Here is a 26,627-nt window from a genome sequence, read left to right on the forward strand (position 1 = left end):
GCCCTGTGACTGATGATGCTTGCGCGGTCGTTGATCTCGCTTGTGGTTCAGGTGCTGTGTGGTTCACGTGGAGGAAGCGCCCCACACCCTGCGCAATTTATCGCTCATGACACCGTGAACCGCCCTCCATTACTGAGCAGGACAGCACCGACCACGTTGGCAGCCCCCGGCGAGGCGAGGTAGCAGATGTTATCTGCAAGCTGCTCGGGCGTCGCATATCCGATGACCCCTGTGGCCTCCATCGCCTTGCGTACCGCCGCGGGCGTCCGGGAAGCCATCGGTGTATCGACCGGGCCGGGGGCTACCGTGTTGACGCGGATGCCATAGGCGATCGCTTCCTTGGCCACCGACTGCGACAGTGCGTGAACGCCCGCCTTGGAGGCGGCGTAGTGGGGATAACCCACCAGGGTGTCGAACGCCGCGGAGGAACCCACGGTCACGATCGCTCCCCTACCCTGTGGACGCATCGCCTGTACGGCAGCGCGAAGGACATGGAATGTGCCGGCGAGGTTGATCGATATGATCCTCTGCCAGTCGGCGTCGGTGAGCCGACAAAGCACGTCGACCGGTTCTCCGCTTTCCCGAGCCTCCAACAGCCACTCTTTTGCCTGCGCGTCGTCAACCCCGGCGGTATGCACCACCACGTCGAGCGAGCCGGATTCGGACACGACGCCCGCGACCAGAGCATCCACAGCCGAGGAGTCGGTGACGTCGACAACATGACCTCGACCCCGGACCTCCGACGCTACCGCCTTCGCGTTGTCCCCATTGACGTCGGCAACATGCACGGCGCAGCCCATCGCAGCGAGTCGGCGAGCCACGGCCGCACCAATGCCGGAACCACCACCTGTCACCAGAGCGACTTGGCCGGCAAACGTCCCGCCGATCCCATCCTGTGGCTGAGTCATCTCACGCCTCCTCTCGCCCGACTCCGTCGCCGGGCCTTCGAAATGTATCCCTGTTGGGAGACACGGTTGTTGACGACGCGACAATGCGCCAAATCGTCGTCTGTGCCCGTACGCCGGACAATCAACGCCCGTTGCCGAAGCAGTTGGATCGCGAAGAACAGTTTCGGCATTACTCGTCCTCCGTCGAAGTGACGGATGGGCGGCAACCACAAGCGCGAAAGACTGGACGCGGCGCGCCCGAACCGGCCACATTGTCGCCTGGTTCAGTTCAGCGCAGTTCAGTCCGCCGCGTCGCAGCGGTCTCCCTGTCTGCGACCATCGACAACGGGCGCCTCCGGACGGGCGACCTCCATGACGACTCGGTCCAAGCGGGCGGTGTATGGAAACGCGCCGCAGTATCGATCGCTTACGCACGTCCCGGAGCTACGGCCGACGTCGAGCGTCTCACTGTAGGAGTATCGGTAGGGAACCGTTCGCGGCACTTGCCCCACGGCGACCTCGTGTCCATCAACCGAGATCGTTACGTCCCCACCAGCGCCCGGCTCGGGGACGGGTATCCGGAAGTCGACGGCGATCTCCGTGGCAGTAGACGGGGGTAGCGTCCCCGATACATAGTACGTCGCCGTTCCACAGTAGTTGTGTGCGTAATGCACCGCCCCGCCTTGAATGAAGACTGCATATCCGCCGAAGCGGCCCCCCATCGACACGAGCACGCCCTCCGCGTCCGCGCTGAACTCGCCGTGGACGACGATGCGGTGAGACTTGCCCTTCACATCGGGGGCGATCGCCTCCGGGATGCGCACGGTGTCGGCGTAGAGCACGGCACGGGCCTGCGCGGCCAACCCGCTCGGCTTGTTGCCGAGCCCGTATCGCGCGTACAGGTCATCGTCTAAAGGAAGAACCCGGTTCCGGCCCGCTTCTGCCCACCAAAGATTCTGCAGCTCCGCGAGCTTCTTCGGCTCCTCACCGGCGAGGTCACGACTCTGCGAGAAGTCGTCCTCGATCCAGTAGAGCTCCCATGGGTCGCTGAGGAAGTCGCCGGACCCCCTATTCTTCTCCCATGGGAGCCGTCCGAGGTGGCGGGCAGAAGCCATCCAGCCGTCCGCGTAAATACCACGGTGGCCCAGGACCTCGAAGTACTGCATCGACCGCGCCGAAGGACGCGACGCGTCAGCCATGCTGGAGATCATGGAGACCCCGTCGATCGGCTGCTGGACGACGCCCCCGACTGTCGTAGGCACCTCGATCCCCGCCGCCCCCAGAATGGTGGGAAAGATGTCGACGCAATGGTGAAACTGCGACCGGATCTCGCCAGTCGACTTGATTTCCGCCGGCCAGGAGACCACCAGGCCGTTACGGATACCACCGAAATGCGACGCTACTTGCTTGAACCACTGGTGGGGAGTCGACCCGGCCCAAGCCCAGCCCACGGGATAGTTGTTGTAGGAGGCCGGCCCGCCGATTTCATCAAGTCTTGCATGCAGTTCGGTGAGGTCTTCAGGTACACCGTTGGCTCCGGCCCATTTGTTGAAGTTGCCGTTGATGCCGCCTTCAGCGGAGGGACCGTTGTCGCCCACGACGTAAACAATCAGTGTGTTTTCAAGCTCCCCCATCTCCTCGATGGCTTCGAAGATGGCACCGACCTGCTCGTCGCAGAAGCTGAGAGCGGCAGCGAACGCCTCCTGCAATCTGGAGGCAACCACCCTCTGGGTGGGCGAGATATCGTCCCAGGCAGGGATCTCGTCAGGACGGGGCGTCAACTCCGTTCCCGACGGCACGACACCCATGGCGAGTTGCGCGCGAAACACTCTCTCGCGCTCGATGTCCCAACCATGGTCGAACGAGCCGCGATAGCGTTGGAGCCAACTCTCCGGGGCGTGGTGGGGGGCATGGGCCGTCCCGGGTGCGACATACATGAAGAACGGGCGCGACGGATCAACGGTCCGCTGTCCACGCACCCAACTCACCGCGTGACGACTCAGGTCCTCGTCGAGATGAAGACCGGGCTCACGCCGATCATCGTCGACAATCGTCGTGTTCTCGAACAACAGTGGGGCCCACTGATTTGTGTCCGCCCCCATGAAGCCGTAGAAGTAGTCGAAACCCCGACCGGTGGGCCATCGATCGAATGGACCGAACGGACTGGTCTCCCAGACTGGAGTGTTGTGCCATTTGCCGAAGGCTGCAGTGGCATAACCATTGTCGGACAAAATTCTCGCGATCGAGGCAGACTCGTCCGGCCACACGGAGTTGTAGCCCGCGTATGGGACGGCGAGTTCCGGAACGCTCCCGAACCCCAGCCTGTGATGATTCACGCCGGTTAGCAGGGAGGCGCGCGTCGGGGAGCAAAGCGCTGTCGTATGGAACTGGTTATAGCGCAGTCCCTCGCGCGCAAGGCGATCCAGGTGGGGTGTGGCGACAGAACCGCCGAAGCAGCTGGCGTGCCCGAAACCGACGTCATCCAACATCACCAGGACGACATTGGGGGCTCCGACTGGCGCTATCCGCTTCAGCGGAAAGCCGTCGTGATCAGCCGGTTGACTCGTCAGACTCACGGTAAATGGCCTCTCGCTGGTCGTTACATCGGGTCGACATAGTGCCGCCAAGCACTTTCATCGACATGGTCACATGTTCGCGGGACGCGCTGTCCAGGCCTTCGACTAAACCCTGGGTCGGCTCCTGCAGTCCGGCCAGCGGGTTCAGGGACGTCGTCTTCCCGCAGTCGTTGCGACTAATCATCACAACAACTCGCAACGTCGAATCTCGAACGAATCGCGATCGAGGATCGTTTCCACATCGCCGGGGCGAAAACGTGAGACTCAATTGTTCGACTTTCCTACGTTCGAGCAGCGGGGCGGTGGGCGTCGTCTCCTGAACATGGCCGGGCGCTTTCCGTCATCGTCTCTCTCCATCGGGCTCGGCGGGTGCGGACGCCCTAACGTCCGTGACCGTCATCACTCTAACTTAATTCAGTTCAGTAATGCAACGTGCACTGGTGAATACCGGTGAGCTGTCGTGGCCCGATCCCGATCGGGCGGCATGGCGGGTACGACAGATGCAACGCAAGCTGCACCACTGGGCGGTCGACGATCCCGACCGCCTCTTCGATGATGCGTTCGACCTCGTCCACCACCCGGATTTCCTCACCGTCGCATGGGAACGGGTGCGGGGCAACAAGGGTGCACGTTCGGCCGGAGTCGACCGGCTGGCACCTGCGTCCATCACCGGGGACGCCGAGACGGTCGCATTCCTGGGTCAGGTTCGAGACCAGGTGAAGTCTCGGACCTTTGCTCCTCTGCCGGTGCGGGAAAGAATGATTCCGAAACCGGGGAGCAACAAACTCAGGCGGCTCGGTATCCCCACGGCGATGGACCACACAGTGCAAGCGTCGTTGTTGCTGGTGTTGGAGCCGATCTTCGAGGCGGATTTCAAACCGATCAGCTACGGTCTCCGCCCGAGGCATCGAGCTCAGGACGCGATCGCTGAGATTCACGCTCTCGGGACCCGGAATCATCACTGGGCGTTCGAGGCGGACATTGCGGCGTGTTTCGACGAGTTGGCCCATTCCGCCGGTGCGGAGGGCGGGCCGGAGAGGAGGGCGGGCCGGGGAAACGGACCGGGAGCAACCCCGGCACCGCGCCCCGGTACCACCCCTACATCCATCGTGGGCCGGTCGAGCAGGTCCCCGAGCACTCGCGTTGGACGATCACCTGGGATCAGGATTCGGAGATGGCGCGCCATGATCTGTTCGGGCACCTGTTCACCGAGGCGTCTACTTTGCTCATCCCGCTTCGCCCTGGCTGCGTGGCACGAACGAGAACACGAATGGATTGCTTCGGCAGTACTTTCCTAAGGGCACCGATCTGTCCGTCCACGGCCCGAGAGGCTGCGCGAAGTCGAGGAGCGTCTGAATAATCGCCCTCGGATAACCTCGAATGACGAACACCGGCAGAGGTTTTCGCCGAGAATCTTGCTCCATGAACCGACAGTGTTTGCGACGACTACTCGCCCCCCTTGAACCCGCCTGCCAGAAAGGGGTCAGTTTTGAGGTGCCGCTGACAGTCCTGGCCATGGAGCTTTCTCGGCACCGGACGAGGCCAACTCGCCACGACGGGATCAGTAGCCAAAGCCCGCAATGTCCTCGCCAAGTCCCGGCTGGAGCCAGACTGCGCCAGTACTGCCGCTGAGCGCTCGGCGGACCGCGAAGCTCCACTGACCTAGCTCTGCGGCCCGTGACCAGCAGGGTTGGGCCGGTACCCCTGAGCTAGGGTACCGAAGGTCATGAATGTTGTGACGATCAACTGGCCCGCCATCGTGACTTACGTGTCGACGCTCGAGGATGTGGGCGGCATCGACGTGACTGGACCTCGATCATCCCGCCATCCGGAGACAACCTACACCAGCGGGTGCATCAGCTCTGGCTCAGCGCTGGTTGATCTGGGCGAGGAGTGGCGTTTCGCGTCGGAGCAAACCAGGCCAAGGAGGCAGATCAGGGCGACCACGGCGAGGACGACGATCATCAGTACGACTCGCCAAGTCCGTCGATGGGCGGATGGATCCGCTCTGCGCGGCTTGCGACGACTAGCCGAGAGCGGGTGTAGGCCAGGGCGACGGGGGCGTCGGTGGCACCGGTTTCCTTGCAGCAGTCGCCGCTTCCGAAGGCCAGGCGGATCGTGGAGATGGCGTGCGCGATGGGGCGGGCGTCTTCGAGGCCGAGGGCACTTTCGATCAGCGCGACGATAGGGGTGTTACCGGTCAGGCGTGCCGCGGTGGCGTCGACCTGTTCGGCGTTCTCGGTTTGGAGCGCATCAGGATCGATCCCTTCCGGTGGTGATTGATGGACCGAACCGCGCTGCCTGTTCGCCGGCCGACCGCTTCGGCGACGCCGATCGGCGCGTGCAGCCGTTCGCCATGCCGGTGAGCGGGCGTGGCGAACGGCTGGTGTTACGTCGCGCCGGTCAGGCGGAGGGTCCGGTGGTGGTCTGGAATCCGACGGCCAACGCGTGCGTGTGTTCGACGACCGGCGGTTCGGCGAAGTGTTCGCCGACCAGACCGCGCCACTTCTGGAAGTCCTCGGATTCGCGAAAGTGGACGGTGTGGTCTTCGATGGTGTTCCACTCGACGATCAATCGATAGCGTTGGGGAAGCTCGACGGAGTGTTGCACCTGCATGCTGCGGCATCCGTGGGCGCGTTGGAACAATGGGACAGCCTCCGCAACAGCGGATTCGAATGCTTCGTTGTGGCCGTCGCGGATCTCGAGCTGGGCGATCTCCCAGACCATGGCGTCTCCTTTCGATGGGGTTGGAGCGGTCAGGCGATGTTGGTGCCGTGTTCCTCGTCGATGCGGGTGGTCACGCCGGTGGCGAGGATGGTGCGGTTCGCGTCGATGGACGCGTAGGTCCAGAAGATGTGCAGTTCGTCCGTCTCGGAGGTGTTGTGGAAGAAGTGCGGGATGCCGGCGGGGATGAAGGAGTTGTCGCCGACGGTGACCGGGTATTCGACACCGTCGATGTGTGCGACGGCGGAGCCCTTGATGATGAGCACGCTTTCGTCGCAGTTGTGGATGTGTTCGGGGATGGCGGAGCCGGGGCCGAACATGGTGATGCCGTTGAGGAAGTCTTTCGCGCCGACCTGCTGGGAGACCAGCGGGATGGTGCGAGCGCCGCCGCCGCGCTGGCGCGGGGTGATCTCGGAGGCGCGCAGCACCACGGCGGGTCGGCCGTCGTCGCCGGCCGAGGCGGTCACGTGGTGTCCGGGAGTGATGGCGGTGTTGGTCATGGAAGTGATCCTTCGTGTCGTGCGGGAGGTGATTACTCGGAGACGGGTGCCTGAGAGCCGGGTTGCTTCATCGCCCACCAGGTGCGGACGTTGACGAATTCGCGGATGCCGGCGGAGGCGAGTTCGCGGCCGTAGCCGGAGCGTTTGCTCCCCCCGAACGGCATCCGGGCATCGGACGCGACCACGGAGTTGATGAAGCAGGCTCCGGATTCGATGCGTTTGCCGACCGCGACGGCAGCGTCGAGGTCGGTGCCCCAGACGCTGGCGCCGAGCCCGAATCGGGTGTCGTTGGCGACGGCGACAGCCTCGTCCGGTCCGTCGACGGTGATGACGGTGGCGACGGGTCCGAACGTTTCCTCCTCGTAGACCGACATTCCCTTGTGGACGTCGGCGAGCACGGTGGGGGCGTAGAAGAATCCCGCGGTGTCGTCGAGGGGATGACCGCCGTGCAGCAGCGTGGCACCCTGCTGCACCGCCGCCTGCACCTGCCGATCGATGCCGTCCATCAGATCCTTCCGGGCCATCGGTCCGACGTCGGTGCCGTCGGCCTCGGGATCACCGACCTGCAGCCGACCGACGTTCTCGAGAAGCAGCCGCGTGAATTCTTCGGCGACGGAGGCGTCGACGATGAACCGCTTGGGAGAGATGCAGCTCTGCCCGTTGTTGAGGAAACGTCCCCGCGCGGCGAGGGCGGCGACCTTGGGAAGGTCGGCGTCGGCGAGGACGACGAACGGGTCGGAGCCGCCGAGTTCGAGGACGGACTTCTTGATCTCCCGGCCGGCGATGGAGCCGACGGCGCTGCCGGCACGTTCACTGCCGGTGATCGTCACCGCACCGATTCGCGGGTCGGCGATGAGGCGTTCGGTGGTGGCCGGCACATCCGGTTCGGCGACGAGCAGCGCGGTGAACAGTCCCTCGGGCAGGCCGGCGGCGAGCAGAATCTTCTCGCTTTCGATTGCCGATCCGGTGGTGTTCGGGGAGTGCTTGAGCAGGGCGGCGTTTCCGGCCATCAGCGCGGGCGCGGCGAAGCGGAACACCTGCCAGAGCGGGAAGTTCCACGGCATGATCGCCAGCACGATCCCGACGGGCTCGTAGGAAACCCAGCTGTCGTCGGCCGAGGTGGCGTAGGTTTCGTCGGCCAAGAACGCTGCCGCGTTGTCGGCGTAGTATTCGAGCCCGACCGCGCACTTTTCGACCTCGGCGCGGGACTCGACGAGCGGCTTGCCCATCTCCCGGGTCACCAGCAGCGCCAGGGAGTCCTGGCGGTTGCGCAGTTCGGCGGCGGCCGATCGCAGGATCTGTCCGCGGGCGGCGAAGTCGAGCTGCGCCCACTTCTTCTGCGCGGCGGCGGCGGTGTCGAGAACCTCGTCGATCTTGCTGTCCGACATGGTCGGATAGGTCTCGAGTGGTTCGCCGGTGGCGGGGTTGACGGTGGTGATCGATGCAGTCATGGGGTCCTCTTGCGGGTGTCCGCGGAAAGTGGGGCTGGGGTCAGCGGAGTTCGTTCATCGCGGACAGGACCGCGGCGGTGAACTCGTCGGTGCCGAGGGAGCCGCCGATGTCGCGGGTGCGAGTGTCGGGGTTGTCGAGCACACGGTCGATCGCGCGCATGACGAGCTGTCCGCCTTCGATCAGGGCGGGGTCGTTCTTACGCTGTCCGATCCAGTCGAGCAGCATCGCGGCGGAGATGATCAGCGACGTCGGGTTGGCGACGCCCTGACCGGCGATGTCGGGTGCCGACCCGTGCTGGGCCTGGGCGACGCAGATGTCGTTGCCGGCGTTGATCGCACCGCCGAGGCCCAGGCTGCCGGTCAGTTCGGAGGCTTCGTCGCTGAGGATGTCACCGAACATGTTGGTGGTGACGATGACGTCGAACCGGGAAGGCTTGCGGATAAGCAGCGCGGCGGTGGCGTCGACGATCAGTTCCTCGAGTTCGATCTCGGGGTATTCGGCGGCGACCTTGCGGACCTCGCGCAGGAACAGCCCGTCCGAGAGTTTGACGACGTTCGCCTTGTGGACGGCGGTGACCTTCTTCCGGCGGCCCTGCGCGAGTTCGAACGCGGCGCGGGCAACCCGCTCGCAGGCGGCGGCCGTGATCTTGCGGATCGACAGGGCGATGTTCTCGTCGGGCATGAATTCGCCTGTGCCGGCGAACATGTTGCGGTCGGAGTAGAAACCTTCGGTGTTCTCCCGCACGATGACCAGGTCCATCTGCTCGCGCAGGATGCTGAGCCCCTCACGGGAGCGGCACGGGCGGACGTTGGCGAACAGTTCGAACTTGGTGCGCAGTTCGGCGGACGGGTTGATGCCGCCTTCCGACCGCGGCGGGTAGTCGTAGTGGGAGACCGGCCCGAGGATGACGCCGTCGACCTCGGGGATGCGGGCCATGGTGGCGTCGGTGAGGGTGGTGCCCTTCTCCGCCAGGCTCTTCAGTCCGATGTCGTGGATCTCGAATTCCAGATCGAGGCCGAGGGCGTGGTCGGCGGCCTCGAGGACCTGCAGGGTGCGGGGGGTGATTTCGGGGCCGATGCCGTCGCCGGGCAGAACGAGGATCTTGGTGCTCATGGGAATGTCCTTTTTCGGTGGGAGTGGTGGAGAGGGTGTTACTTACATGCCCCACACGGCGGCGAGGGCGAGGATTCCGGCGACGGTGATACCGCCGCCGATGCGAGTGGCGATCTGCGCGAACGGCATCAGCCGCATGCGATCGCTGGCGGTCAGGATGGCGATGTCACCGGCGCCGCCCATACCGGAGTGGGTGGAGGTGATGATGGCGCCCTCGACCGGGTGGATGCGCACGAGCTTGGAGGTGAAGAATCCGGTGACGACCAGGGCGGTGACGGTGGCGACGATGGTGATCAGGTTTCGGGGTGCGAAACCTTCGATCAGCTTCTCCCACGGCGTCAGGACGAGCCCGAAGGCGAAGAGCATCGGGAACGCCATTGCGGTGAGGAAGAACGTGTAGACGATCTTCGAGCCGGCCTGGATGCGCGGGGTGACGCCGTGGGCGAGCTTGAGCAGCACCGCGAGGAACAGCATCGTCACCGGGCCCGGAAGACCGAGCACCTCGTGCGCCATCTGCCCGGCCAGGTACAGGGCGACGGCCACGATCATGGCGGCGGCGATGTTCTGGACGCTGAACAAATTGGACTGGTCCCTGGTGTCCTCGGCCTCGAGGAGGTCGTCGTTGACGCCGGGCTGCAGGCGGCCGAAACCGGTCAGGTGCGGACGCTTCTTGCCGAGGTAGCTGAGCAGACCCGACAGGATGATGGCGGTGAGGTTGCCGACGAGGATGGCGGGCATCACCTTCGCCAGCAGTTCACCCTGCTCACCGAAACCGACCTGGGCGTAGCCGAGGGTCAGCGGGACCGCACCCTCACCGACGCCGCCGGCCATGATGGGGGCCACGATGAAGTAGAGGGTGTCCCGGAAGCCGATCCCGACGAGGGAACCGACTGCGGTGCCGACGATTCCGGCGACGACCGAGCCCGCCGCGAGTGGGACGAAGATCTTCACGAACCCCTTGATCAGGACCGTGCGGTCCATGCTCAGGATGCTGCCGACGATCACCCCGGCGATGAACAGGTACAGGATGTTCGTGGATTTGAAGAAGTCGCTGACGATGTCGACGTTCGACGCCGGGATCCAGCCCTTGTAGTTCAGGTAGGACGGCACGAACGTGACCACGACCGCGGCGCCGCCGATGTTGCGGATCACCGGGGCGCGTTTGCCGATCTCGCCGAGGGTGAACGCGAAGACGGCCATCACGGCGATCACCATCGTGATGTCGCTCTTGACGACGTCCATCGCGGTGAACCCGATCAGCAACCCGACCAGCAGGATGTAGATCGGAATCGGGATGATCCCGATGTCGCGGTCCATCAGGGCCCACCAGCGGGCGCGCCAGGGGTGCCCGGACAGTTCCTGCGGGTCGGCGCCGCGGGGCGCCTTCGTGTGTGTTGCCATGGTCGGTCCTTTGACGGGGCAGTGACGCCCGTGATTTCAGGGGAAGGTGAGGTCAGAAGCCGAACAGAGCGGCCGGGTTGTCGACGAGAATGCGGTGGGCGTTCTCGTCGGATCCGGCGGCGCGGCGGATCGCGGCCAGCACGGACACGTCGTCGACGTCGAAGAACGGGTCGATCGCGTCCTGCGTCCGGGTGATTTCCTTGGGGAGGCGACCGGTGTGCGGCCAGTCCGAGGCCCACAGCAGGCGATCGACATTCGCCCGGACGAGGCGGCGGGACAGGGCTTCCACATCACCCGAGGCGGGTCGGTTCGGCAGCCGGTACGGCGCGGACATCTTCAACCACACGTGCCCGGTGCGGAGAATCTCGGTCAGTTCGAAGAGCCCCGGCGCGGCACTTCCGGCGGCGGGGTCGACACCAGCGTAATGGTCGAGAACGACCGGCACCGGCGAGGATTCGATGATGCCGCGGTGGGCGAGGACGAACGGCATGCCCGCGTAGATCTCGACGGCCAGCCCGAACGGGGCTGCCCGGTCGATGCACGCGGCGAGGGCACTGCCGTCGTCGCCGTGGACGGCGACGTTCACGCGCAGGCCGCGCACGCCGTGGTCGCGCAGAGATCCGAGTTCGGCATCGGATGTGCGAGCGGTGTCGATGACCGCGACACCGCGGGCAACGCCCGGGCCCAGCTTGCCGAGGCCGTCGACGAGCGCCGAGTTGTCGGTGCCGTAGACGCTCGGCTGCACGAGCACCACACGCCCGACCCCGGTCTTCTGCATGAAGGTCTCGAGGTCGCTGACCGTCGCCGGCGCCGGTGTGTACGTCCGGTCGTCCGCATACGGGAAACGCTCGGGATCGAGCACGTGGACGTGGGAGTCGCAGATCGTGGGCGCATCGGAGGGGATGTTCGTGCTGCCTGACATTGCTGGTCCTCTTCGGTGAGTCGCGACACCAGAACTCTTCGGTGTGCTCCACCACACTAAGCCCTCTGCTGGTTTTTTACAACCACTTAATACCAACAATTCCGGGCGCGACCCGCCGCAAGCGTCTGACATGCAGAAATACGCGAAAGGACTGAGCGACCACAGCCCCGAGAAGAGCGGTCAGTGCGCGGTCTTCTCCACGCTGACGGTGGCGAGGTGGCGGTACATCAGCGAGCTCGCGCGGGCGTTGTCGCCGTCGAGCAGGAGGTTGGCGATCTGCACGTGCTCCCGGCAGCGGATGATGGCCTTCTCGCGCTGCAGAGACTTCCGGTACTCGATGAGCCGGCGCGTCTTGTCGATGCGTTGCAGCGCGTCCACGAAGTAGGCGTTGTGGCTGCAGCCGATGATGACCTCGTGGTGATGGGAGTTCAGGTCGAACAGTTCGGCGTTCGAGACCGTCCAGATATCGCCGTCGACGAGCCGTTGCTGGGCGTCGCGAGACGCCTCGAGGGCGGCCCGGTCGAGTTCGAAGGTGGTCTCCAGGATGGCGGCCGGCTCGATGACCAGCCTGAAGTGGTAGCTGTCCTCGTACATCTTCAGCGAGGTCAGCATCGGCAGGAACTCCCAGCCGTAGCCGGGGAGGCGGTCGATCCACCCCTCCTTGGTCATCCGGCGCAGCAGTTCGGCCAGTTCGGAGCGGGTGAGGTCGTAGCGGCGGGCGAGTTCGTTCTCGGTGATCTTGTCGGGCAGTTCATTGTTGAGCCGGTCCTCGGCGACCCGGAGGTAGACCTCCTCGCGGTGGCCTGAATCGGCGACGGCCGGAGCCGACAGCGCATCACCGGACTTGAGGACGACAAATCCGCCTCGTTCGGCCGGCCCGACCACCCCGTCCTGCTCGAGAAGTCGCAGCGCACCCCGGATCGGAGACCGCGAGACGCGCAGGTCGTCGGCCAACCGGCGTTCGACCAATCTGGTTCCGGGTTCGTGCCCGTTCGCCCGGATGTACTCGACGATCTGCACGGCGATCTGGTTCACCAAGGGTGTTGCGGTCATCGTCACGTCCTGCCGCCTCTCGGAGTCGGTCAATTTTATCCACGAAAGAGGCACACCCCGGCAAACCTGGGTGCACCCCCAACCCTGTTGGTATTAAGGCATTGCGAAAAACCTTACCTGGCGCTAGTGTTCCACCTCACACCCGCCGCTCCCCACCACACGGCGGGCGGATCGAACTACCGGTATCGGCGCTCTCCGCCGTCGACGGAGACGATGACCCCATCCGAGGAGACCATCACATGACACACGAGCAGGGTGACCTGCGGCGCAGCGCACCGTGGACCTCGCGGAGGCGGGTGCGCCGCGGACTCGGCGCCTTCGCCGCTGCGGCCGTGACCGCGGGCGCACTCACCGCGTGCGGGGTGGGCCGGGACTACGGCGACTACCAGGTGGCGCTGCCCGATTACTACCCGAGCGACTACGCATCGTCCGTCGTCGAGGCCTCCAAGAACGAAGGCGGTGCTCTCACGATCTACTCGAGCACCGACCAGCAGAGTTGGGCGCCGATCTTCAAGGCATTCCAGAAGAAGTACCCGTGGGTGGACCGCATCAACGCCACCAACCTCGACAGCGACGAAGTCTTCCAGCGGGTGCTCAGCGAGCAGGCGATCGGGCAGACGTCGGCCGACGTCATCGTCACCGGGGCCGCCGACGCGTGGGCCGACTTCGTCGAACGCCCCGGAACGGTGGCCCCGTACCAGTCGCCGGAGAAGGAACATCTGCCCGACTTCGCCGAGGCCCTGCCCTCGGTGTATTCGCTGTCGGTGGACCCGATCTCGATGATCTACAACACCGCGCTACTCGACGAGCAGGACCGGCCGACCGGAATCGCCGATCTGGCCGAGAAGGTGACGGCGAACCCGGATCGATTCGACGGCGCCGTCACCGTCCGAAACCCGAAGGGCGCCTTCGGCTTCACCGTGGCCCGGGCGTTCGTCGAGAACGATCCGGCGGCCTGGGACGCCCTCGCGCAGATCCTGCCCTACAGCAAGAACGAGACCTCCACCGGATCGCAGGTGGAAAAGGTCACCGCCGGTGAGTATTCCGTCGGGTTCTTCATGGGTTCGCCGGCCCTGACCGCGGAGCAGCGCACCGGCGGATTGATCAAGGCGGTCTTCCCCGAAGACGGCACACCGCTGCTGCGCCGCGGCATGTCGATGTTGCAGGGTGCCCCGCACCCGGCGACGGCAAAGCTGTTCACCGACTTCGTGTTGTCCGCGGACGGCCAGGCCGCCGTCGCCGAGGGCGGACTGACCGCGTACCGCGACGGAGTGGAGCGCGTCGACGGCGGTGTGCCCACGTACCGCGACGTCATCGCCTCGGTGGGCGAGAAGAACACGATCCTCATCCCGTACACCAAAGCATCCGACGAGGAAATCCAACAGTTCTCGGACCGTTGGTCTTCGTTGCAAGCCGGCTGAGCCGAGATAGCGAATTCACACCATGACACTGACGACACCTCCCGACACGCGGCCCACCGCATCCTTCGTCCCGCTACGCCCGGGTGAGCTCGGAAGCCCGCGCTACCGCAAGTTCCGCAACATCGGCCGCGACACGCTCATCCAGTACGCGGTGCTGCTGATTCTCGCCGCCCTCGTCCTCGCACCTGTCGTGCCGACCCTCTACCAGTCGTTCATCGACCGCCCGCTCTACGAGAGCGGCGGCATCTTCAGCCTCGACAACTACGGCCGCCTGTTCTCCGAGGCCGGGTTCGGCGACGTCATCGTCAACACGGTGCTGTTCGCAGGCCTGACCACGATCCTGGCGCAGCTGTTCGCCGTCCCGATGGCCATCGTGATCACCCGCACCAAACTTCCTTTCGGCAACTTCATCGCCGGATCGATGCGCTGGCCCTTCTACATCTCCTCACTGCTGCTCGGCTTCGGGTGGATCATCCTCTATGGGCCCGCCGGATTCTTCAGCGTCCAGTTCCGCGAGTTCTTCGGGTTCGTTCCGTGGAACCTGTATTCGATCCCCGGGATGGCGCTCACCGAAGCCGTCGCCCTGGCCCCGATCGCGTTCACCTTCTGCGTCGGCGCGCTGCGCCAGGCGGACGCCTCCCTCGAATCCGCCGCGCAGGTGTGCGGCGCCGGACCGGTGCGCATCCTGCGGTCGGTCGTCGTTCCGATGCTGCGGCCGCCGATCGTCTACAGCTCGGTGCTGATCGTGAGCATGTCGCTCGAAACGCTCTCGGTACCACTGCTTTACGGACAACCCTCCGACATCACTGTCTTCTCGACGTTCCTCTACACCAACGGCCTGCAGGCCATCGACCCCGACTACGGCGTCCTCGGCGCCGCCTCGGTCCTGATCCTCGTCGTGACCGTCGGGATGGTCGCGATGCAGGCGAAACTGCTGAAGAACTCCAAGCGGTTCGTCTCCGTTCGCGGGAAGGCCACCCGCCCCAGGCAGTTCGACCTCGGGTGGATCAAGTGGATCTCGGCCGCGTTCATCGCCGTCTACCTGATCTTCGGTGCGCTCCTGCCCATCGCGACGCTGGTGTTCCGCTCGTTCACCTTGGTACTGACCCCGCTGAAGTCGCCGTTCTCGACCCTCACCTTCGCGAACTACGTTCCGATCTTCAGCTACCGCTCCTACTACATGTCCATCGTCAACAGCGTGATCATCGCGATCGTCGGTGCGGTCGTCGTCGGCGTGCTCGCCACCCTCGCGGTTCTCGTCGCTCGCCGGTCGACCATGAAGTGCGGCAAGCTCGTCGAGTACCTCGCCCTCGCCCCGCAGGCGATGCCCGGACTGATCGTCGGTATCGGATTCTTCTGGGCGCTGGCCTTCTCCCCCGGTTTCGTCTCCACCCTGCTGACCGGCACGATCTGGATCCTGGTCATCGCGTTCGGCCTGCGGGCGCTGCCCACCGCCTACGGCAACATCTCGCCGCTGCTGATGCAGATCGGCGAGGAACTCGACAACGCGGCCCGAGTCAGCGGCGCCGACTGGTTCAAGACGTTCACCCGGGTGCTGGGCAAACTCATCGTTCCCGCGTTCGCCGGCGCACTGATCCTCGTCTTCGTGACGATGATCAAGGAATACTCACCCGCCGTCTTCCTGGCGAACTCCGAGTCCAGCGTCATCGGCACCACCGCACTCCAGTTGTGGGCCGAAGGAAACGCCGGATCCGTCGCGGCACTCGCCACCGTCCAGATCGCCATCACCGTCCTCTTCGTCACCGTCGCCACCAAACTCCTGAAGGGCCACTCCGATGCCTGAACTCACCGTCACCAATGTCAACAAGACCTTCAACGGGTCCCAGGTTCTGCACGACATCAACTTCACCGTCCACGACGGCGAGTTCTTCACCCTCCTCGGCCCCAGCGGGTGCGGTAAATCCACCACCCTCTCGTGCATCGCCGGACTCGACCGCCCCGACACCGGCTCCATCGAACTCGACGACGTCGTGTTCTTCAGCGGACGCAACGGCACCTTCATTCCACCCGAGGGCCGCAACCTCGGCATGGTGTTCCAGTCGTATGCGCTGTGGCCGCACATGAGCATCGCCGACAACCTCGCGCTGCCGCTGTCACTGCGCAAGGTGCCCAAAGCCCGGCGCGACGATCTGATCGACGACGCACTCGACAAGGTCGACCTGCTGCACCTGCGCGGCCGCTACCCGCACGAGATGTCCGGTGGCCAGCAGCAGCGGGTCGCCCTCGCCCGGGCCCTGGTCTACTCGCCCCGCGTCCTTCTCCTCGACGAGCCCCTGTCGAACCTCGACGCGAAACTGCGCGAGCAGGCCCGCGCGTGGCTCAAGGGACTGCAGGCCTCGGTCGGCATCACCACCATCTACGTCACCCACGACCAGGAGGAAGCGCTGGCGATGAGCGACCGGATCGCCGTGATGGCGTCCGGCCGGATGGTGCAGATCGCCGCACCCACCGAAATCTACGACCGGCCCGCCGCCCGCGAGGTCGCCGCGTTCGTCGGAAGCTGCAGCTTCCTCGACGGCCGCGTCGTCCGGGCCGACGCCACCGAAACCCATGTCGAACTCGGATCCGGTCAGATCGTCCACGCCGCCGGAACATTCGACGTCCGCGCCGGCGACCCCGTCACCGTCGCCGTCCGACCGGAGCGGGTCACGATCACCACCCCCGGACACGCGGTTTCCCCGGGCACGAACCTCATCCGGGCCCACGTCGACTCCTCGTCGTACGTCGGCGCCCGCTACGAATACCTGCTGTCGATCGGCGGCGACCAGATCGCCGCCAACTGCCTCACCCCGAACCACCGCGGTGAAGTGGACCTCGCGATCGACCCGGAGAACCTCTTCCTCTACCCACAGAAGACTCTCGTCGCCGCCTGAGCACCGGATCCGCTCTTCGATGCTGCCGGGATCGCCGCCGCACGCTGGACCTGTGCGGCGGCGATCGCGCGGATGCGTCCGGCCGGACCGCGGCTGGTGCTCAGCCTCGCCGGGCCGACAGACTCGGGGCGCCCGGTGAGGTCAGGGTTCGTTGGATCGTGGCGCTGCCCGCTTTGAGCAGTTTCGCGATGTCCTCGATGTGCGCGATGAGCCGGGAGGTGGGCCCGGAGATGTTGATGACGGAGGTGATCGTGTCGTTGCGGTCCCGCACCGGTGTGCTGACCGACGTCAATCCGATCTCCACCTCCTCGCTGGCGACGGAATACCCCTGCGCTCGTTCACTTTTCAGGCGTTCGAGGAGTTCGTCCAGATCAGCCGGGGCGGCGAGCGTCGAAATGGGAGTGAGCAAATCCTCGGCGGTGAGCGCCTCGACGAGTTCGTCGTCGCTGTCGAAGAGCAGTGCCCGTCCGGAGGCAGTGCAGTGCATCGGCGAGCTGCGCCCGACCCACCCGCCGGCCCGCAGCGACTGGTGGGACTCCTCGCGGAGCACGGTCAGGGACCGGTTGCCCTGTTGCACCGACAGCAACGCCACCTCCCCCACCCGGGAGACGAGGGTCTGCAGGACCGGCCGCGCCGCCCGCAGCAGCGGGGTGTCGCCCGCGCCGGTGGCCAGGACCAGCAGCGACCATCCGAGCCGGTAGCGGCGGGTGTCGGGAACCTGCTCGACCAACCCGCCGCGCTCGAGTGCCTTGAGCATGCGCGAGACCTGGCTGCGCTCACGGCCGACCGCGCGAGCCAGGTCGCTGACGGAGTGTTCACCGTGGGCATTGCCGCCGCGCCCGAACGCGCGCAGCAGCGCGGCTACCCGTTCCGCGCTCGACTCCGACATCAGGCCGCCTCTCGTTGCTGTGAGAACAACACTATTTCACGATTATGCGCTAAAGCCCCAGTAGAACGAAAAAAGTGTTGCTGTGTAAGCACGGTTGGTTGGACGCCCTGGATGCGATTCCTACAGTGGTCACCACACCCCCAAGTGGTTCGCATCACACGAAAGGTCCACCTCATGGTCATCGCACAGACCACCGCCGAGCCGGAAACCCGGCTCTACGGTCAGCAGACAACCCTCTCGCTCGGGAACTTCCCCGGGCTCGGTCGTACCTTCGGTGACGTGCCCACGTTCGTGCGGAACTATGCCCTGGTGAAACTGGCCGCCGCCCGCGCCAATCACGAGGTCGGAGTCCTCGACGAAGCCAGGAGGGACGCGATCGTCGCCGCATGTGAGGAGATCGCGGCCGGCGCGCACCCCGGCCAGTTCCCGTCGGCGCTGCTGCTCGGCGGCGGTGGCACCACCACGAACATGAACGTCAACGAGGTCGTCGCGGCCCGGGCCTCCCAGTTGCTCGGCGAGCCGGTTCACCCGAACGACCACGTCAACGCCTCGCAGTCGACGAACGACACCTACCCGACCGCGATGGCCTTGACGATGCTGGACCTGGCGCACGAGCCGCTCGAGGCGCTCGACGAACTGGCCGCCGCACTGGAGGCGAAGGGCGCCGAGTTCGATCAGACCCCGCACCTGGGGCGCACCTGCGTACGCGATGCGGTGACCCTCACCGCGGGCCGGTCCCACCGCGCGCAGGCCGCCGCGATCCGCCGCACCGCCGGCGCTCTCGGTGACGCGGTCGCGGAGATGCACACCGTGGCGCTCGGGGCCACCGCGGTCGGGACCGGGCTCGGCGCACCGGCGGGCTACCGCGCCATCGCGGTCCGCGAACTCGCGACGGTGACCGGCCGCGACCTGCAACCGGCCCCCGACCTGTGCGACGCCCTGGCCAACCTCGACCCGTATGCGGCCATCGCCGATGCCGGCGCCCGCGCCGGCCTCACCATGGCGAAGATCGCCGCCGACATCCGGCTGCTGTCCTCCGGTCCCGCGGGCGGCTTCGGGGACCTGACCATCCCGGCCGTCCAGGCCGGGTCGTCGATCATGCCGGCCAAAGTCAACCCGGCGATCCCGGAGTACGTGATGCAGCTGAGCTACCGGATCCGCGGCGCCGCCCACACCGTGCAGTGCGCCGTCGCCGCCGGCGAGCTGGAACTGAACATCATGGAACCGGTGATCGTCGACTCGATCATCACCATCCTCTCCGACATCACCGCCGCCGCAACCTCGTTCGCCCGCCGCTGCGTCGCCGGGATCACCTGGGACGGGCCCCGCCGCGAGGAGAACCTGCGCGGCGCCCTCGACTCCTGGGTCACCCTCGCCGCCACCACCGGCTACGAAGCCTCCACCACCCGCTACCACGACCAGGCGCAGACCGCCCCCGTCACGAACGGTGCCCGCCATGACTAACCTCGCCCACCGCACCGCACCGGTCGCCTACGAAGACGCCCCGCTGACGAAGTTCCAGATCAAGGTCACCATCGCCGGCACCGGCGGACAGTTCAGCGACGGGTTCATCCTCGGCATCATCGGCATCGTCATCACCGCCTCCACCGGCGCCCTCGGATTGACCCCGCTGTGGATCGGTCTCCTCGGTGCCGCCACCCTCGCCGGCCTGTTCGTCGGCGCAATCGTCACCGGCCCGATCGCCGACCGGATCGGCCGCCGCGGCATCTTCGCGTGGGACATGCTCCTCTTCGCGGTCCTGTCCGCGATCCAGTTCTTCATCGAATCGCCCTGGCAACTCCTGGTTCTACGACTGCTGATCGGGGTGGTCCTCGGCGCCGACTACGTCGTGAGCAAGTCCCTCGTCACCGAACACGCACCCCGCAGTTTCCGCGGCCGGCTGATGAGCCTGCTCGCCGTGGCCTGGGCCACCGGCTACGTCGCCGCCTACCTCGTCGGCTACCTCCTCACCCAACTCCACGGCGAATCCTGGCGATACATGCTCGCCGCCAGCGCCCTTCCCGCGCTGCTGATCTTCTGGTTCCGGCTCGGTGTCCCCGAATCCCCGCTGTGGCTGACCCAGCACGGCCGCACCGCCGAAGCCGCCGCCGTCGTCCGCACCCACCTCGGTACCGGCGTCCTCCCACCCCCGGTGGAGACCACCACGATCGAACGCCGCGGCATCCGGGTGCTGTTCACCCCGAAGTTCCGCAGGCGCACCGCCGTCGGCGCCATGTTCTACGTCTGCCAGGTCATTCCGTTCTTCGCGCTGGGCACCTTCTCCCCGCAGGTCATGGAATCGCTGGGCGTCACCAGCAAACTCGGCGCCGGGGCCGCCTACAACACCTTCCTGCTCATCGGCGCCGTCCTCGGCCTGCTCTTCATCGACCGACTCTCCCGCCGCACGTTCCTGATCGGCACGTTCTTCCTCGGCGCGGCCCTGCTCGCGGCCCTCGTCGCCTTCGCCGACACCAGCCCCGTCGTCGCCGTCGTCATCTTCGCGCTGTTCGCGTTGGTCCTGGCCGCCGCCGTGAACCTCGAATACGTCTACCCGCCGGAACTGTTCCCCACCGACCTGCGCGCCTCCGGCGTCGGCATCGCGGTCGCCGCCAGCCGCATCGGCTCCGCCGCCAGCACCTTCCTACTCCCGATCATCGTGGCCCAATACAGCGTCGACGTCGCCCTGATCGCGTGCGTGATCGTCCTGGCCATCGGTGGACTCATCTGCTGGGCGTGGGCCCCGGAAACCGGCACCGAAGCCCTCGGTGAAGTCACCGAAGAGGTACAGAAGGAATCCGTTGAGCACACACACCACTGACCCCACCACCCGGATCGACGCCGCCCCGCACCCCGGTGCAGCCGAGAGGAGTAGCTCATGAGCGCCCGTCACCGCGTTGCGCTCTGCACCCTCGGTGGGACGATCGCGGCTTTCCCGCACGCCGGGGGTCCCGGTGTCCTCCCCGGCGCGCAGTCCCCGAGTCTGCGCCCGGCGATCGAGCAGCTACTGCCAGGGGTCGAGATCACCGAGCACAGTCTCGCGCAGGTTCCCTCCGCAGCAGTAGATTTCGACCTGCTGCGGTGCGTGATCGCCCATGCCGAAGCGGAGGTCGGCGCCGGGGCGAACGGTGTGGTGGTCACCACCGGTACCGACACCCTCGAGGAAGTGGCGTTCGCTCTCGACTTGATGTGGTCGGCACCGGCCCCGCTGATCGTCACCGGGGCCATGCGCCACCCCGGAACGCCCGGCGCCGACGGGCCCGCCAATCTGGTCGGCGCGCTGCGGGTGGCCACCGACCCCGCCACCAGCGACGTCGGGGTCGTCGTCGTCATGAACGACCGCATCCACATCCCCTCCCAGGTCCAGAAGCGGCACACCAGCCACGTCGACGCCTTCGTCAGCGCCGCCGGCCCGCTCGGTGAGATCAGCGAGGGCGTCGTATATCTCCACACCCCTCCACCGCGCCGACGCCCCCTGGGACTTCCCGACGGGCCCTTCCCTCCGGTTGCACTGCTGCGCACCGCGATCGGCGACGACGGCCGCCTGCTCCCCCACCTCGTCGACGTCGGCTACCGCGGTCTGGTGATCGAAGCCGCCGGCGGCGGCTCCACACCCCCGTCCTGGGCACAGCCGCTCGAACAGATCGCCCGGCACATCCCCGTGCTCTACGCCGGACGCCCCGGCACCGGTCCCGCCTTGCGGTCGACCTACGGCGGCGTCGGCGGCGAGATCGACCTGCAACGCCGCGGCCTCATCCCCGCCGGGCTGCTCGACGGGCTCAAAACCCGGGTGCTGCTGACCATCCTGCTCGCCACCGGCGCCGACATTGACCTCATCCGCCGAACCCTCGCCCACCCCACACTGCACCCTTCGGGGAACGAGCGCTGATCGTGTCTCAATCCTTCGCTTCGCGGACGTCCGTTCCCTGCTCGGCGAACGCCTTGAAGTCCTGCATGTGCTGTCGCGACTGCTTGCGGAAGGTGCCGGGCATCAGGAGCCCCACCAGCCGCATCAGCACGCCGCTGAACCGGTACTCGCTCTCGCTCTCCCAGAGCGTCGTCTCCGGGCCGGCTTCGGTCAGCCGGTCGCGCACGGCGCTCCACATACCCTCGCCGACGATCTCACGGTCGAAGTGAACGACGCTCCCCTTCGGGATCGCGTGCAGGTCTGCCGGTTCCCGACGCGTGATGGTCTCGGTGCACTCGAACTTCTGCTTCCCCATCTGCAGCACGACCCGCGATGTGGTGCCGACCTGCCCGTGCACCCCGCTCAACGGTTCGTGCAGCACCAGACCCCGCAGCCACTTCGGCATGTGTGCCGGGTCGGCGAGCAGCTGTACCGCTGCCTCCCGCGGCAGGGCGATCTCGGTCGAGACGGTGTACTTCATGGCGGAGCGCTCCTGGGTTCCGAGTGACGACGCCGACGTTAGCAGCCTCGCAGTTACTCCCCGCCGTGTCGTGCGTCGGTTACGCACTCCGCACCCGAACCCCGGCTGGCGCACCCGCGGAGGTCAGAACTTCCCGATGTCGGCGACGAGTCGCTCGGCGAGTTTGTCCGAGGACTGTGGGTTCTGCCCCGTGTAGAGGTTCCTGTCGATCACGATGTGCGGCCGTAGTGGAAGGAGTCCTTTGGAGTAGTCGACGCCCGCCTCTTTCAGCTTGTCCTCGAGCAGCCACGGTGCCTTCTTCGCGAACCTGTTGAGCCGTTCCTCGCGGTTGGACAGCCCGGTCATTCGGTAGCCGGCGAAGGGTGAGGTGCCGTCGGCGTCGGTCGCGGCGAGAATCGCCGCCGGTGCGTGGCACAGCAGGGCGAGCGGCCTTCCGGACGCGAGTCGATGGGTGAGCAGCGCACCAGAGGTCGTGTCGTAGGCGAGGTCCTCCATGGGGCCGTGACCGCCGGGATAGAACACCACATCGAATTCTTCCGGGTCGACGGAGTCCAGCGCGGCGGGGCTCGCGAGTACATCGTCGATGCTGTCGAGGTAGCGCTTCACGTCCCGACGCTTCCATGGCATTCCACCGGAGATCCCGAGGCTGAGTTGATCGAGCGTCGGGGCCTTGCCGCCCGGGGTCGCGACGGTGACGTCCCAGCCTGCGCCGGAGAAGATGCGATGGGGCACCGCGACCTCTTCGGCCCAGTACCCCGCGGGGTGCACGGTGCCGTCGCTGAGCGTCCAGCGGTCGGCTGCCGAGATTACGAACAGAACCTTCGTCATCAGTTTCCTCCTGATGTGATCGTGCCTCGTCTCGCCTCGCGAGCCAATCGTTCTCGGCGCAAGGTGTGTGAATCTGCCTTCAGTCACGCCCGCAGTGCGGCGTCGAGGCTGCCGGTTTCGACTCGCTGCGTCGACGCGAGCCAGCGTGAGTAGCGGCGCAGCGCACGGCGCTTCAGGAGCTGATCACCCAACAGCGCGACGGCGGGTCGGACGCCGAGTGCGGGATTCTGCCCAGCGGCCATCCTGCGCATCTGGTACCGGACCATGGCCATGCCGGCGAGAGAGGCCAGCGGCTTGTCCGACCAGGTCACCGATCTCAGGGTGCCGGCGGCCGGCAGGTGCTCGCGCCAGCGGTGCGGCAGGTCCGGAGTCACGGCAAGTGCTGTTCCCATGCCGATCACCGCGACGTTGCTGGCCAGTACTCGTTCGGCGGTGTCTCGGCGGGAGATCCCGCCGGTCAGCATGAGCGGCACCGCACTGGTTGCGGCCAGCTCTGCCGCGAGATCGAGGAAGTAGGCTTCGCGAGCGGCGGTGCGTCCGTCGGCGGGGCGGCCGGACATGGCGGGACTTTCGTAACTGCCCCCGGAGATTTCGACGAGGTCGACTCCGAGCGGTTCGAGCATGGCGATCACTCGGCGGGCGTCGTCGGCGTCGAAGCCGCCTCGCTGGAAGTCTGCGGAGTTCAGCTTCACCGCGACGGCGAAGGTCGGCGACACGACGTTCCGGATGCCGCGGACCACCTCGAGCAGCAGCCGAGCGCGGTTCTCCAGCGAGCCACCCCATTCGTCCGTGCGCGTATTGACCAGCGGAGACAGGAATTGCGAGAGCAGGTAGCCGTGCGCGGCGTGGACCTCCACGCCGTCGAACCCGGCCTGCTCGGCTCGGTGCGCGGTGGTGGCGAACCGGGTGATGGTGTCACCGATCTGCTCGGCGGTCATCGCGACCGGGCGGCCGAATCGCTTGGAATGCCGGCCGACGTCGACTGCGACGTCCGACGGGCCCCAGACGACCCCGGGCATTGCCGCCTCCACCTGCCTGCCGGGGTGGCTGATCTGCATCCACATGGCCGCGCCGGAGACCTGGCCGGCCCGTGCCCACGCCTCGAACGGCTCCAGCGGCGTGTCGGCGTCGAGGACGACGCCACCGGGCCCGGTCAGTGCCTCCGCGTGCACCATCACATTTCCGGTGATCAGGAGGCCGGCTCCGCCGATTCCCCACCGTCGATACAGATTGATCAGGCGGTCGTCGGGTAGCTGCGCCTGCCCCGCCAGCCCCTCTTCCATGGCTGCTTTCGCGATTCTGTTGCCCAACACCTGCCCGGATCGCAGTTCGATGGGCGAGAACAAATCTTCCGATGCCGATCCCCGTGTCATGTGCACGTCACTTCGATCAATGGCTCGTGGCACTCGACCCTGAGCCAGACCAACGTGCTGTCGACCGGCAGCACGTACCTCCCCCGCAACATCGACCTCCGGATCGGGCAGGGCCGCATGGCCGACGACGTGCGCTCGCTCGCACCGATCAGGACCGTTCGACTCGACGTCACCACCGAAGCCCAACTGGCCCTGCACATGCCGGTGCCGATCTCGGTCCCGAGCCGCTGACTCGGCCCCGTTCGGACTGGTCCGTAGCAGCGACGGCAACACGCCGATACCCGATTGGTACGGAACAGCGGATCCGGGTACCCGTCGAGCATCACCGAGTCGAGGAGGGACCACCATGCCACGGTCATCGATCAAGGACGAGAAGGTGTACCAGGAAGTACGGAAGGATGGCGCATCGAAGGAGAAGGCGGCGCGGATCGCGAACTCGGCCGCCAACCGTGGACGGTCCAGTACCGGTCGCAAGGGCGGCACATCGTCGTCGTACGAGGACTGGACCGTCGCCGAGCTGAAGAAGAAGGCGAAGGAAGTCGGGCTGTCGGGCTATTCGTCCAAGCGGAAGGGCGAACTGATCAACGCGCTGCGCAACCACTGATAGCGTGCCCGACACCAGCACGGCGCAGCACTGGACGCCGGCACCATCCGTGCTCTGAACCCCTACTTCAGGACGGCGTCGACTGTTTTCTTCAACGCCGACGGCTGGGCGGGAGAATTCGGCGCCTTTTCCTTCAGTTCGAGCAGTCCTTCACCGATCGTCTGGAGCTTCTTCCGTCCCAGCTCTTCTCGCACCTTGGGAAACCACTCCTGCTCTTCTTCTTCCATGTGGTGTTCGACGTTCTCGATCAGCACGGTGGTCTTCGCGTCGAACCGCTCGTGGTCCGGTTTCATCGCTGCCAGCTCGACGACCAGCACATCGGCGACATGATGTTCTTCATAGGATTCGAGGATGTCGTCCTCGAGGTCCGGGGCGAGCTCACGGACTTTCGGGTACATGCCCTCGTTTTCGATGTAGGTGTGCACCGTCAGGGCCTCGATGATCTTGTTCACGATGCGGCCCTCCTCCACCGCGGCGCCCGATCCCGCACCGCGGAAGTCGCGAAACAGTTTCCGGATCTCCTTGTGGTCGTTCTTCAGGAGCACGATCGCGTCAGTCGACATGACAGCCTCACGATAGGTTCGGGAAATGCGTGCATCGCCGATCGCGGTGCACAGTCGTTGTCACAACGTTTACCCACTCGCCACGGTCCCAACACCGAAGCATTCCACCGCTGCGGCCCCCTGGCCGTGTGCACATCGCGAAATCCGGGTACTCCTATGCGACAGCCGTCGGTTCAACGGACGAGACGGCAGCACTCCACGAAAGGAGGCGCTACATGACGACCGCTCAACCTCCGGACCCCGATCCGGCGAACACCCCCGATCTCGAGCCGGGAGGCGGGGTCCCGCCGGGCTCGACCCCGCCCGACGCCGCACAGACTTCAGGACTGTCCGCGCACGAACCGCGCACAAGTTGGTCGTTTCCGCCGACAGGCATCGCCACCATGGTGGTGGTCGGGGTGATCGTGGTCGTATTCGTGGCGATCGCAATCCTGCTCGTACTCGACATCGTGGGCGTCTTCGATTGATCCGTGGGTCTTTCGGCGCAAACCCGGTCGTTTAGGTTCGGGATGGCCGATCTGGTTTGTCGGACTGTGTGGCTATTGATCAGATGCGCACCGGCTGCAGTTCCGTCGACACGCTTCCGTCATTCCTTCCCGCTGGCAACGGGGTTGGTGCGGAGCGTTCGCTGCTCGTCCGGTTGGCGCACCTGGATCCGTCCGTCCCGAACGCGGGCCTCGTACACCTGCTGCGGACGGGTCGCGGGACCTCGCGCAACCCGGCCGACCGTGACGTCGAAGCGGCTGCCGTGCCACGGGCATTCGATGCACCCGTCGTCGAGGGAGCCGTCATGCAGCGGAGCACCCCGATGGGTGCAGCGGTTGCTCAGGGCGACGACGGTGCCGGACCGCTTCACCAGCAGCACCGACACGGTGCCGACCAGAACTGCGGCCATTTCCTTGCCGGTCAGGACGGTTTCCGGGGCTGCGTCCGTCCAATCCGGAGGCAGCGTCGAGAACGCGGTGGTGTCGACTCCGACTTCCGCGGCGTAGGACAGATGGCCACCGAGCCAACCGCTGACCCCGAGCAGTCCCGCCCCCGC

26 protein-coding genes and 1 pseudogene are annotated in these 26,627 nt (G+C 66.1%); 10 read left to right on the plus strand and 17 right to left on the minus strand.

What is annotated here, in order from left to right:
* Window positions 1–104 precede the first annotated feature (104 nt).
* From ACFTZB_RS08815 to ACFTZB_RS08825, 3 genes are all read right to left on the minus strand, one after another.
* Window positions 105–908 (minus strand): SDR family NAD(P)-dependent oxidoreductase, encoded by an 804-nt coding sequence (locus ACFTZB_RS08815; RefSeq protein ID WP_378431118.1) that lies wholly within the window; start codon window positions 906–908, stop codon window positions 105–107.
* Window positions 909–1,186: 278 nt separating this feature from the next.
* The gene (locus tag ACFTZB_RS08820) at window positions 1,187–3,463 is read right to left on the minus strand and encodes an arylsulfatase (RefSeq protein WP_378431119.1); all 2,277 of its coding nucleotides are present in this window, start codon (window positions 3,461–3,463) and stop codon (window positions 1,187–1,189) included.
* Between the two features lie 419 nt (window positions 3,464–3,882).
* Window positions 3,883–4,041 (minus strand): hypothetical protein, encoded by a 159-nt coding sequence (locus tag ACFTZB_RS08825; protein WP_378431156.1) that lies wholly within the window; start codon window positions 4,039–4,041, stop codon window positions 3,883–3,885.
* A 180-nt stretch (window positions 4,042–4,221) separates the two neighbouring features.
* Here ACFTZB_RS08825 and ACFTZB_RS08830 point away from each other — a divergent pair, with 180 nt between their 5' ends.
* The gene (locus ACFTZB_RS08830; RefSeq protein WP_378431153.1) at window positions 4,222–4,761 is read left to right on the plus strand and encodes a reverse transcriptase/maturase family protein; all 540 of its coding nucleotides are present in this window, start codon (window positions 4,222–4,224) and stop codon (window positions 4,759–4,761) included.
* Between the two features lie 684 nt (window positions 4,762–5,445).
* Here the strand turns inward: ACFTZB_RS08830 and ACFTZB_RS08835 are convergent.
* The 8 genes and pseudogenes from ACFTZB_RS08835 to ACFTZB_RS08870 all read right to left on the minus strand — a co-directional run.
* Window positions 5,446–5,709 (minus strand): annotated as a pseudogene (locus ACFTZB_RS08835) (aldolase/citrate lyase family protein); the annotation flags it as partial.
* 157 nt (window positions 5,710–5,866) lie between these two features.
* Window positions 5,867–6,190: an antibiotic biosynthesis monooxygenase family protein gene (locus ACFTZB_RS08840; protein WP_378431121.1), complete on the minus strand. Its 324-nt coding sequence runs from the start codon at window positions 6,188–6,190 to the stop codon at window positions 5,867–5,869.
* Window positions 6,191–6,219: 29 nt separating this feature from the next.
* Window positions 6,220–6,687: a cupin domain-containing protein gene (locus ACFTZB_RS08845; protein WP_378431123.1), complete on the minus strand. Its 468-nt coding sequence runs from the start codon at window positions 6,685–6,687 to the stop codon at window positions 6,220–6,222.
* A gap of 32 nt (window positions 6,688–6,719) precedes the next feature.
* Complete coding sequence (locus ACFTZB_RS08850) at window positions 6,720–8,138, minus strand: NAD-dependent succinate-semialdehyde dehydrogenase (RefSeq protein WP_378431124.1); 1,419 nt, start codon at window positions 8,136–8,138, stop codon at window positions 6,720–6,722.
* 40 nt (window positions 8,139–8,178) lie between these two features.
* The gene (locus ACFTZB_RS08855; protein ID WP_378431125.1) at window positions 8,179–9,252 is read right to left on the minus strand and encodes an isocitrate/isopropylmalate dehydrogenase family protein; all 1,074 of its coding nucleotides are present in this window, start codon (window positions 9,250–9,252) and stop codon (window positions 8,179–8,181) included.
* Between the two features lie 42 nt (window positions 9,253–9,294).
* Window positions 9,295–10,653, minus strand: a complete 1,359-nt coding sequence (locus ACFTZB_RS08860; RefSeq protein WP_378431126.1) for a 2-hydroxycarboxylate transporter family protein — start codon at window positions 10,651–10,653, stop codon at window positions 9,295–9,297.
* Between the two features lie 52 nt (window positions 10,654–10,705).
* Window positions 10,706–11,575 carry an amidohydrolase family protein gene (locus ACFTZB_RS08865; protein ID WP_378431127.1) on the minus strand — a complete coding sequence of 290 codons (870 nt, stop codon included), beginning with the start codon at window positions 11,573–11,575 and terminating at the stop codon, window positions 10,706–10,708.
* Window positions 11,576–11,755: 180 nt separating this feature from the next.
* A complete protein-coding gene (locus tag ACFTZB_RS08870) occupies window positions 11,756–12,628 on the minus strand; it encodes a GntR family transcriptional regulator (RefSeq protein ID WP_378431128.1) in 873 nt (290 codons plus the stop codon).
* A 239-nt stretch (window positions 12,629–12,867) separates the two neighbouring features.
* Here ACFTZB_RS08870 and ACFTZB_RS08875 point away from each other — a divergent pair, with 239 nt between their 5' ends.
* From ACFTZB_RS08875 to ACFTZB_RS08885, 3 genes are read left to right on the plus strand one after another with little or no spacing between them, the layout of a single operon-like run.
* Window positions 12,868–14,049, plus strand: a complete 1,182-nt coding sequence (locus ACFTZB_RS08875) for an ABC transporter substrate-binding protein (RefSeq protein ID WP_378431129.1) — start codon at window positions 12,868–12,870, stop codon at window positions 14,047–14,049.
* Between the two features lie 22 nt (window positions 14,050–14,071).
* Window positions 14,072–15,853 (plus strand): ABC transporter permease, encoded by a 1,782-nt coding sequence (locus ACFTZB_RS08880; RefSeq protein WP_378431131.1) that lies wholly within the window; start codon window positions 14,072–14,074, stop codon window positions 15,851–15,853.
* A complete protein-coding gene (locus tag ACFTZB_RS08885; RefSeq protein WP_378431132.1) occupies window positions 15,846–16,943 on the plus strand; it encodes an ABC transporter ATP-binding protein in 1,098 nt (365 codons plus the stop codon). The genes ACFTZB_RS08880 and ACFTZB_RS08885 overlap by 8 nt, the downstream gene beginning before the upstream one ends.
* A 100-nt stretch (window positions 16,944–17,043) precedes the next feature.
* Here ACFTZB_RS08885 and ACFTZB_RS08890 read toward each other — a convergent pair whose 3' ends face one another.
* Window positions 17,044–17,832 (minus strand): IclR family transcriptional regulator, encoded by a 789-nt coding sequence (locus ACFTZB_RS08890; protein ID WP_378431133.1) that lies wholly within the window; start codon window positions 17,830–17,832, stop codon window positions 17,044–17,046.
* A gap of 174 nt (window positions 17,833–18,006) precedes the next feature.
* On the opposite strand from ACFTZB_RS08890, the gene ACFTZB_RS08895 reads away from it, so the two are divergent.
* The 3 genes from ACFTZB_RS08895 to ACFTZB_RS08905 are packed head-to-tail and all read left to right on the plus strand — an operon-like array spanning window position 18,007 to window position 21,718.
* The gene (locus ACFTZB_RS08895; protein ID WP_378431134.1) at window positions 18,007–19,296 is read left to right on the plus strand and encodes a lyase family protein; all 1,290 of its coding nucleotides are present in this window, start codon (window positions 18,007–18,009) and stop codon (window positions 19,294–19,296) included.
* Window positions 19,289–20,650, plus strand: coding sequence for an MFS transporter (locus ACFTZB_RS08900; RefSeq protein WP_378431135.1), 1,362 nt, complete (start codon window positions 19,289–19,291; stop codon window positions 20,648–20,650). The genes ACFTZB_RS08895 and ACFTZB_RS08900 overlap by 8 nt, the downstream gene beginning before the upstream one ends.
* 57 nt (window positions 20,651–20,707) lie before the next feature.
* Entirely contained in the window at window positions 20,708–21,718 is a 1,011-nt protein-coding gene (locus ACFTZB_RS08905; RefSeq protein ID WP_378431136.1) for an asparaginase, read from the plus strand.
* A gap of 7 nt (window positions 21,719–21,725) precedes the next feature.
* Here ACFTZB_RS08905 and ACFTZB_RS08910 read toward each other — a convergent pair whose 3' ends face one another.
* From ACFTZB_RS08910 to ACFTZB_RS08920, 3 genes are all read right to left on the minus strand, one after another.
* A complete protein-coding gene (locus tag ACFTZB_RS08910; protein WP_378431137.1) occupies window positions 21,726–22,217 on the minus strand; it encodes an SRPBCC family protein in 492 nt (163 codons plus the stop codon).
* Between the two features lie 123 nt (window positions 22,218–22,340).
* A complete protein-coding gene (locus ACFTZB_RS08915) occupies window positions 22,341–23,045 on the minus strand; it encodes a type 1 glutamine amidotransferase domain-containing protein (RefSeq protein WP_378431138.1) in 705 nt (234 codons plus the stop codon).
* A gap of 83 nt (window positions 23,046–23,128) precedes the next feature.
* On the minus strand, window positions 23,129–24,418 hold the full coding sequence (locus ACFTZB_RS08920; RefSeq protein ID WP_378431139.1) for an NADH:flavin oxidoreductase/NADH oxidase family protein: 1,290 nt from the start codon (window positions 24,416–24,418) through the stop codon (window positions 23,129–23,131).
* 54 nt (window positions 24,419–24,472) lie between these two features.
* Here ACFTZB_RS08920 and ACFTZB_RS08925 point away from each other — a divergent pair, with 54 nt between their 5' ends.
* Both ACFTZB_RS08925 and ACFTZB_RS08930 read left to right on the plus strand, forming a co-directional pair.
* A complete protein-coding gene (locus ACFTZB_RS08925) occupies window positions 24,473–24,649 on the plus strand; it encodes a hypothetical protein (protein ID WP_378431141.1) in 177 nt (58 codons plus the stop codon).
* Window positions 24,650–24,764: 115 nt separating this feature from the next.
* On the plus strand, window positions 24,765–25,022 hold the full coding sequence (locus ACFTZB_RS08930; RefSeq protein ID WP_378431143.1) for a Rho termination factor N-terminal domain-containing protein: 258 nt from the start codon (window positions 24,765–24,767) through the stop codon (window positions 25,020–25,022).
* A gap of 62 nt (window positions 25,023–25,084) precedes the next feature.
* Here ACFTZB_RS08930 and ACFTZB_RS08935 read toward each other — a convergent pair whose 3' ends face one another.
* Window positions 25,085–25,585: a hemerythrin domain-containing protein gene (locus tag ACFTZB_RS08935; RefSeq protein WP_378431144.1), complete on the minus strand. Its 501-nt coding sequence runs from the start codon at window positions 25,583–25,585 to the stop codon at window positions 25,085–25,087.
* A 215-nt stretch (window positions 25,586–25,800) separates the two neighbouring features.
* Here ACFTZB_RS08935 and ACFTZB_RS08940 point away from each other — a divergent pair, with 215 nt between their 5' ends.
* Complete coding sequence (locus tag ACFTZB_RS08940) at window positions 25,801–26,052, plus strand: DUF6480 family protein (RefSeq protein WP_378431146.1); 252 nt, start codon at window positions 25,801–25,803, stop codon at window positions 26,050–26,052.
* Between the two features lie 119 nt (window positions 26,053–26,171).
* On the opposite strand, the gene ACFTZB_RS08945 is transcribed toward ACFTZB_RS08940, so the two are convergent.
* A partial coding sequence (locus ACFTZB_RS08945) for a Rieske (2Fe-2S) protein (RefSeq protein ID WP_378431147.1) occupies window positions 26,172–26,627 on the minus strand: 456 nt, incomplete at its 5' end.

The organism is Rhodococcus sp. NPDC057014 (assembly GCF_042673295.1).
GTDB lineage: Bacteria > Actinomycetota > Actinomycetes > Mycobacteriales > Mycobacteriaceae > Rhodococcus_F.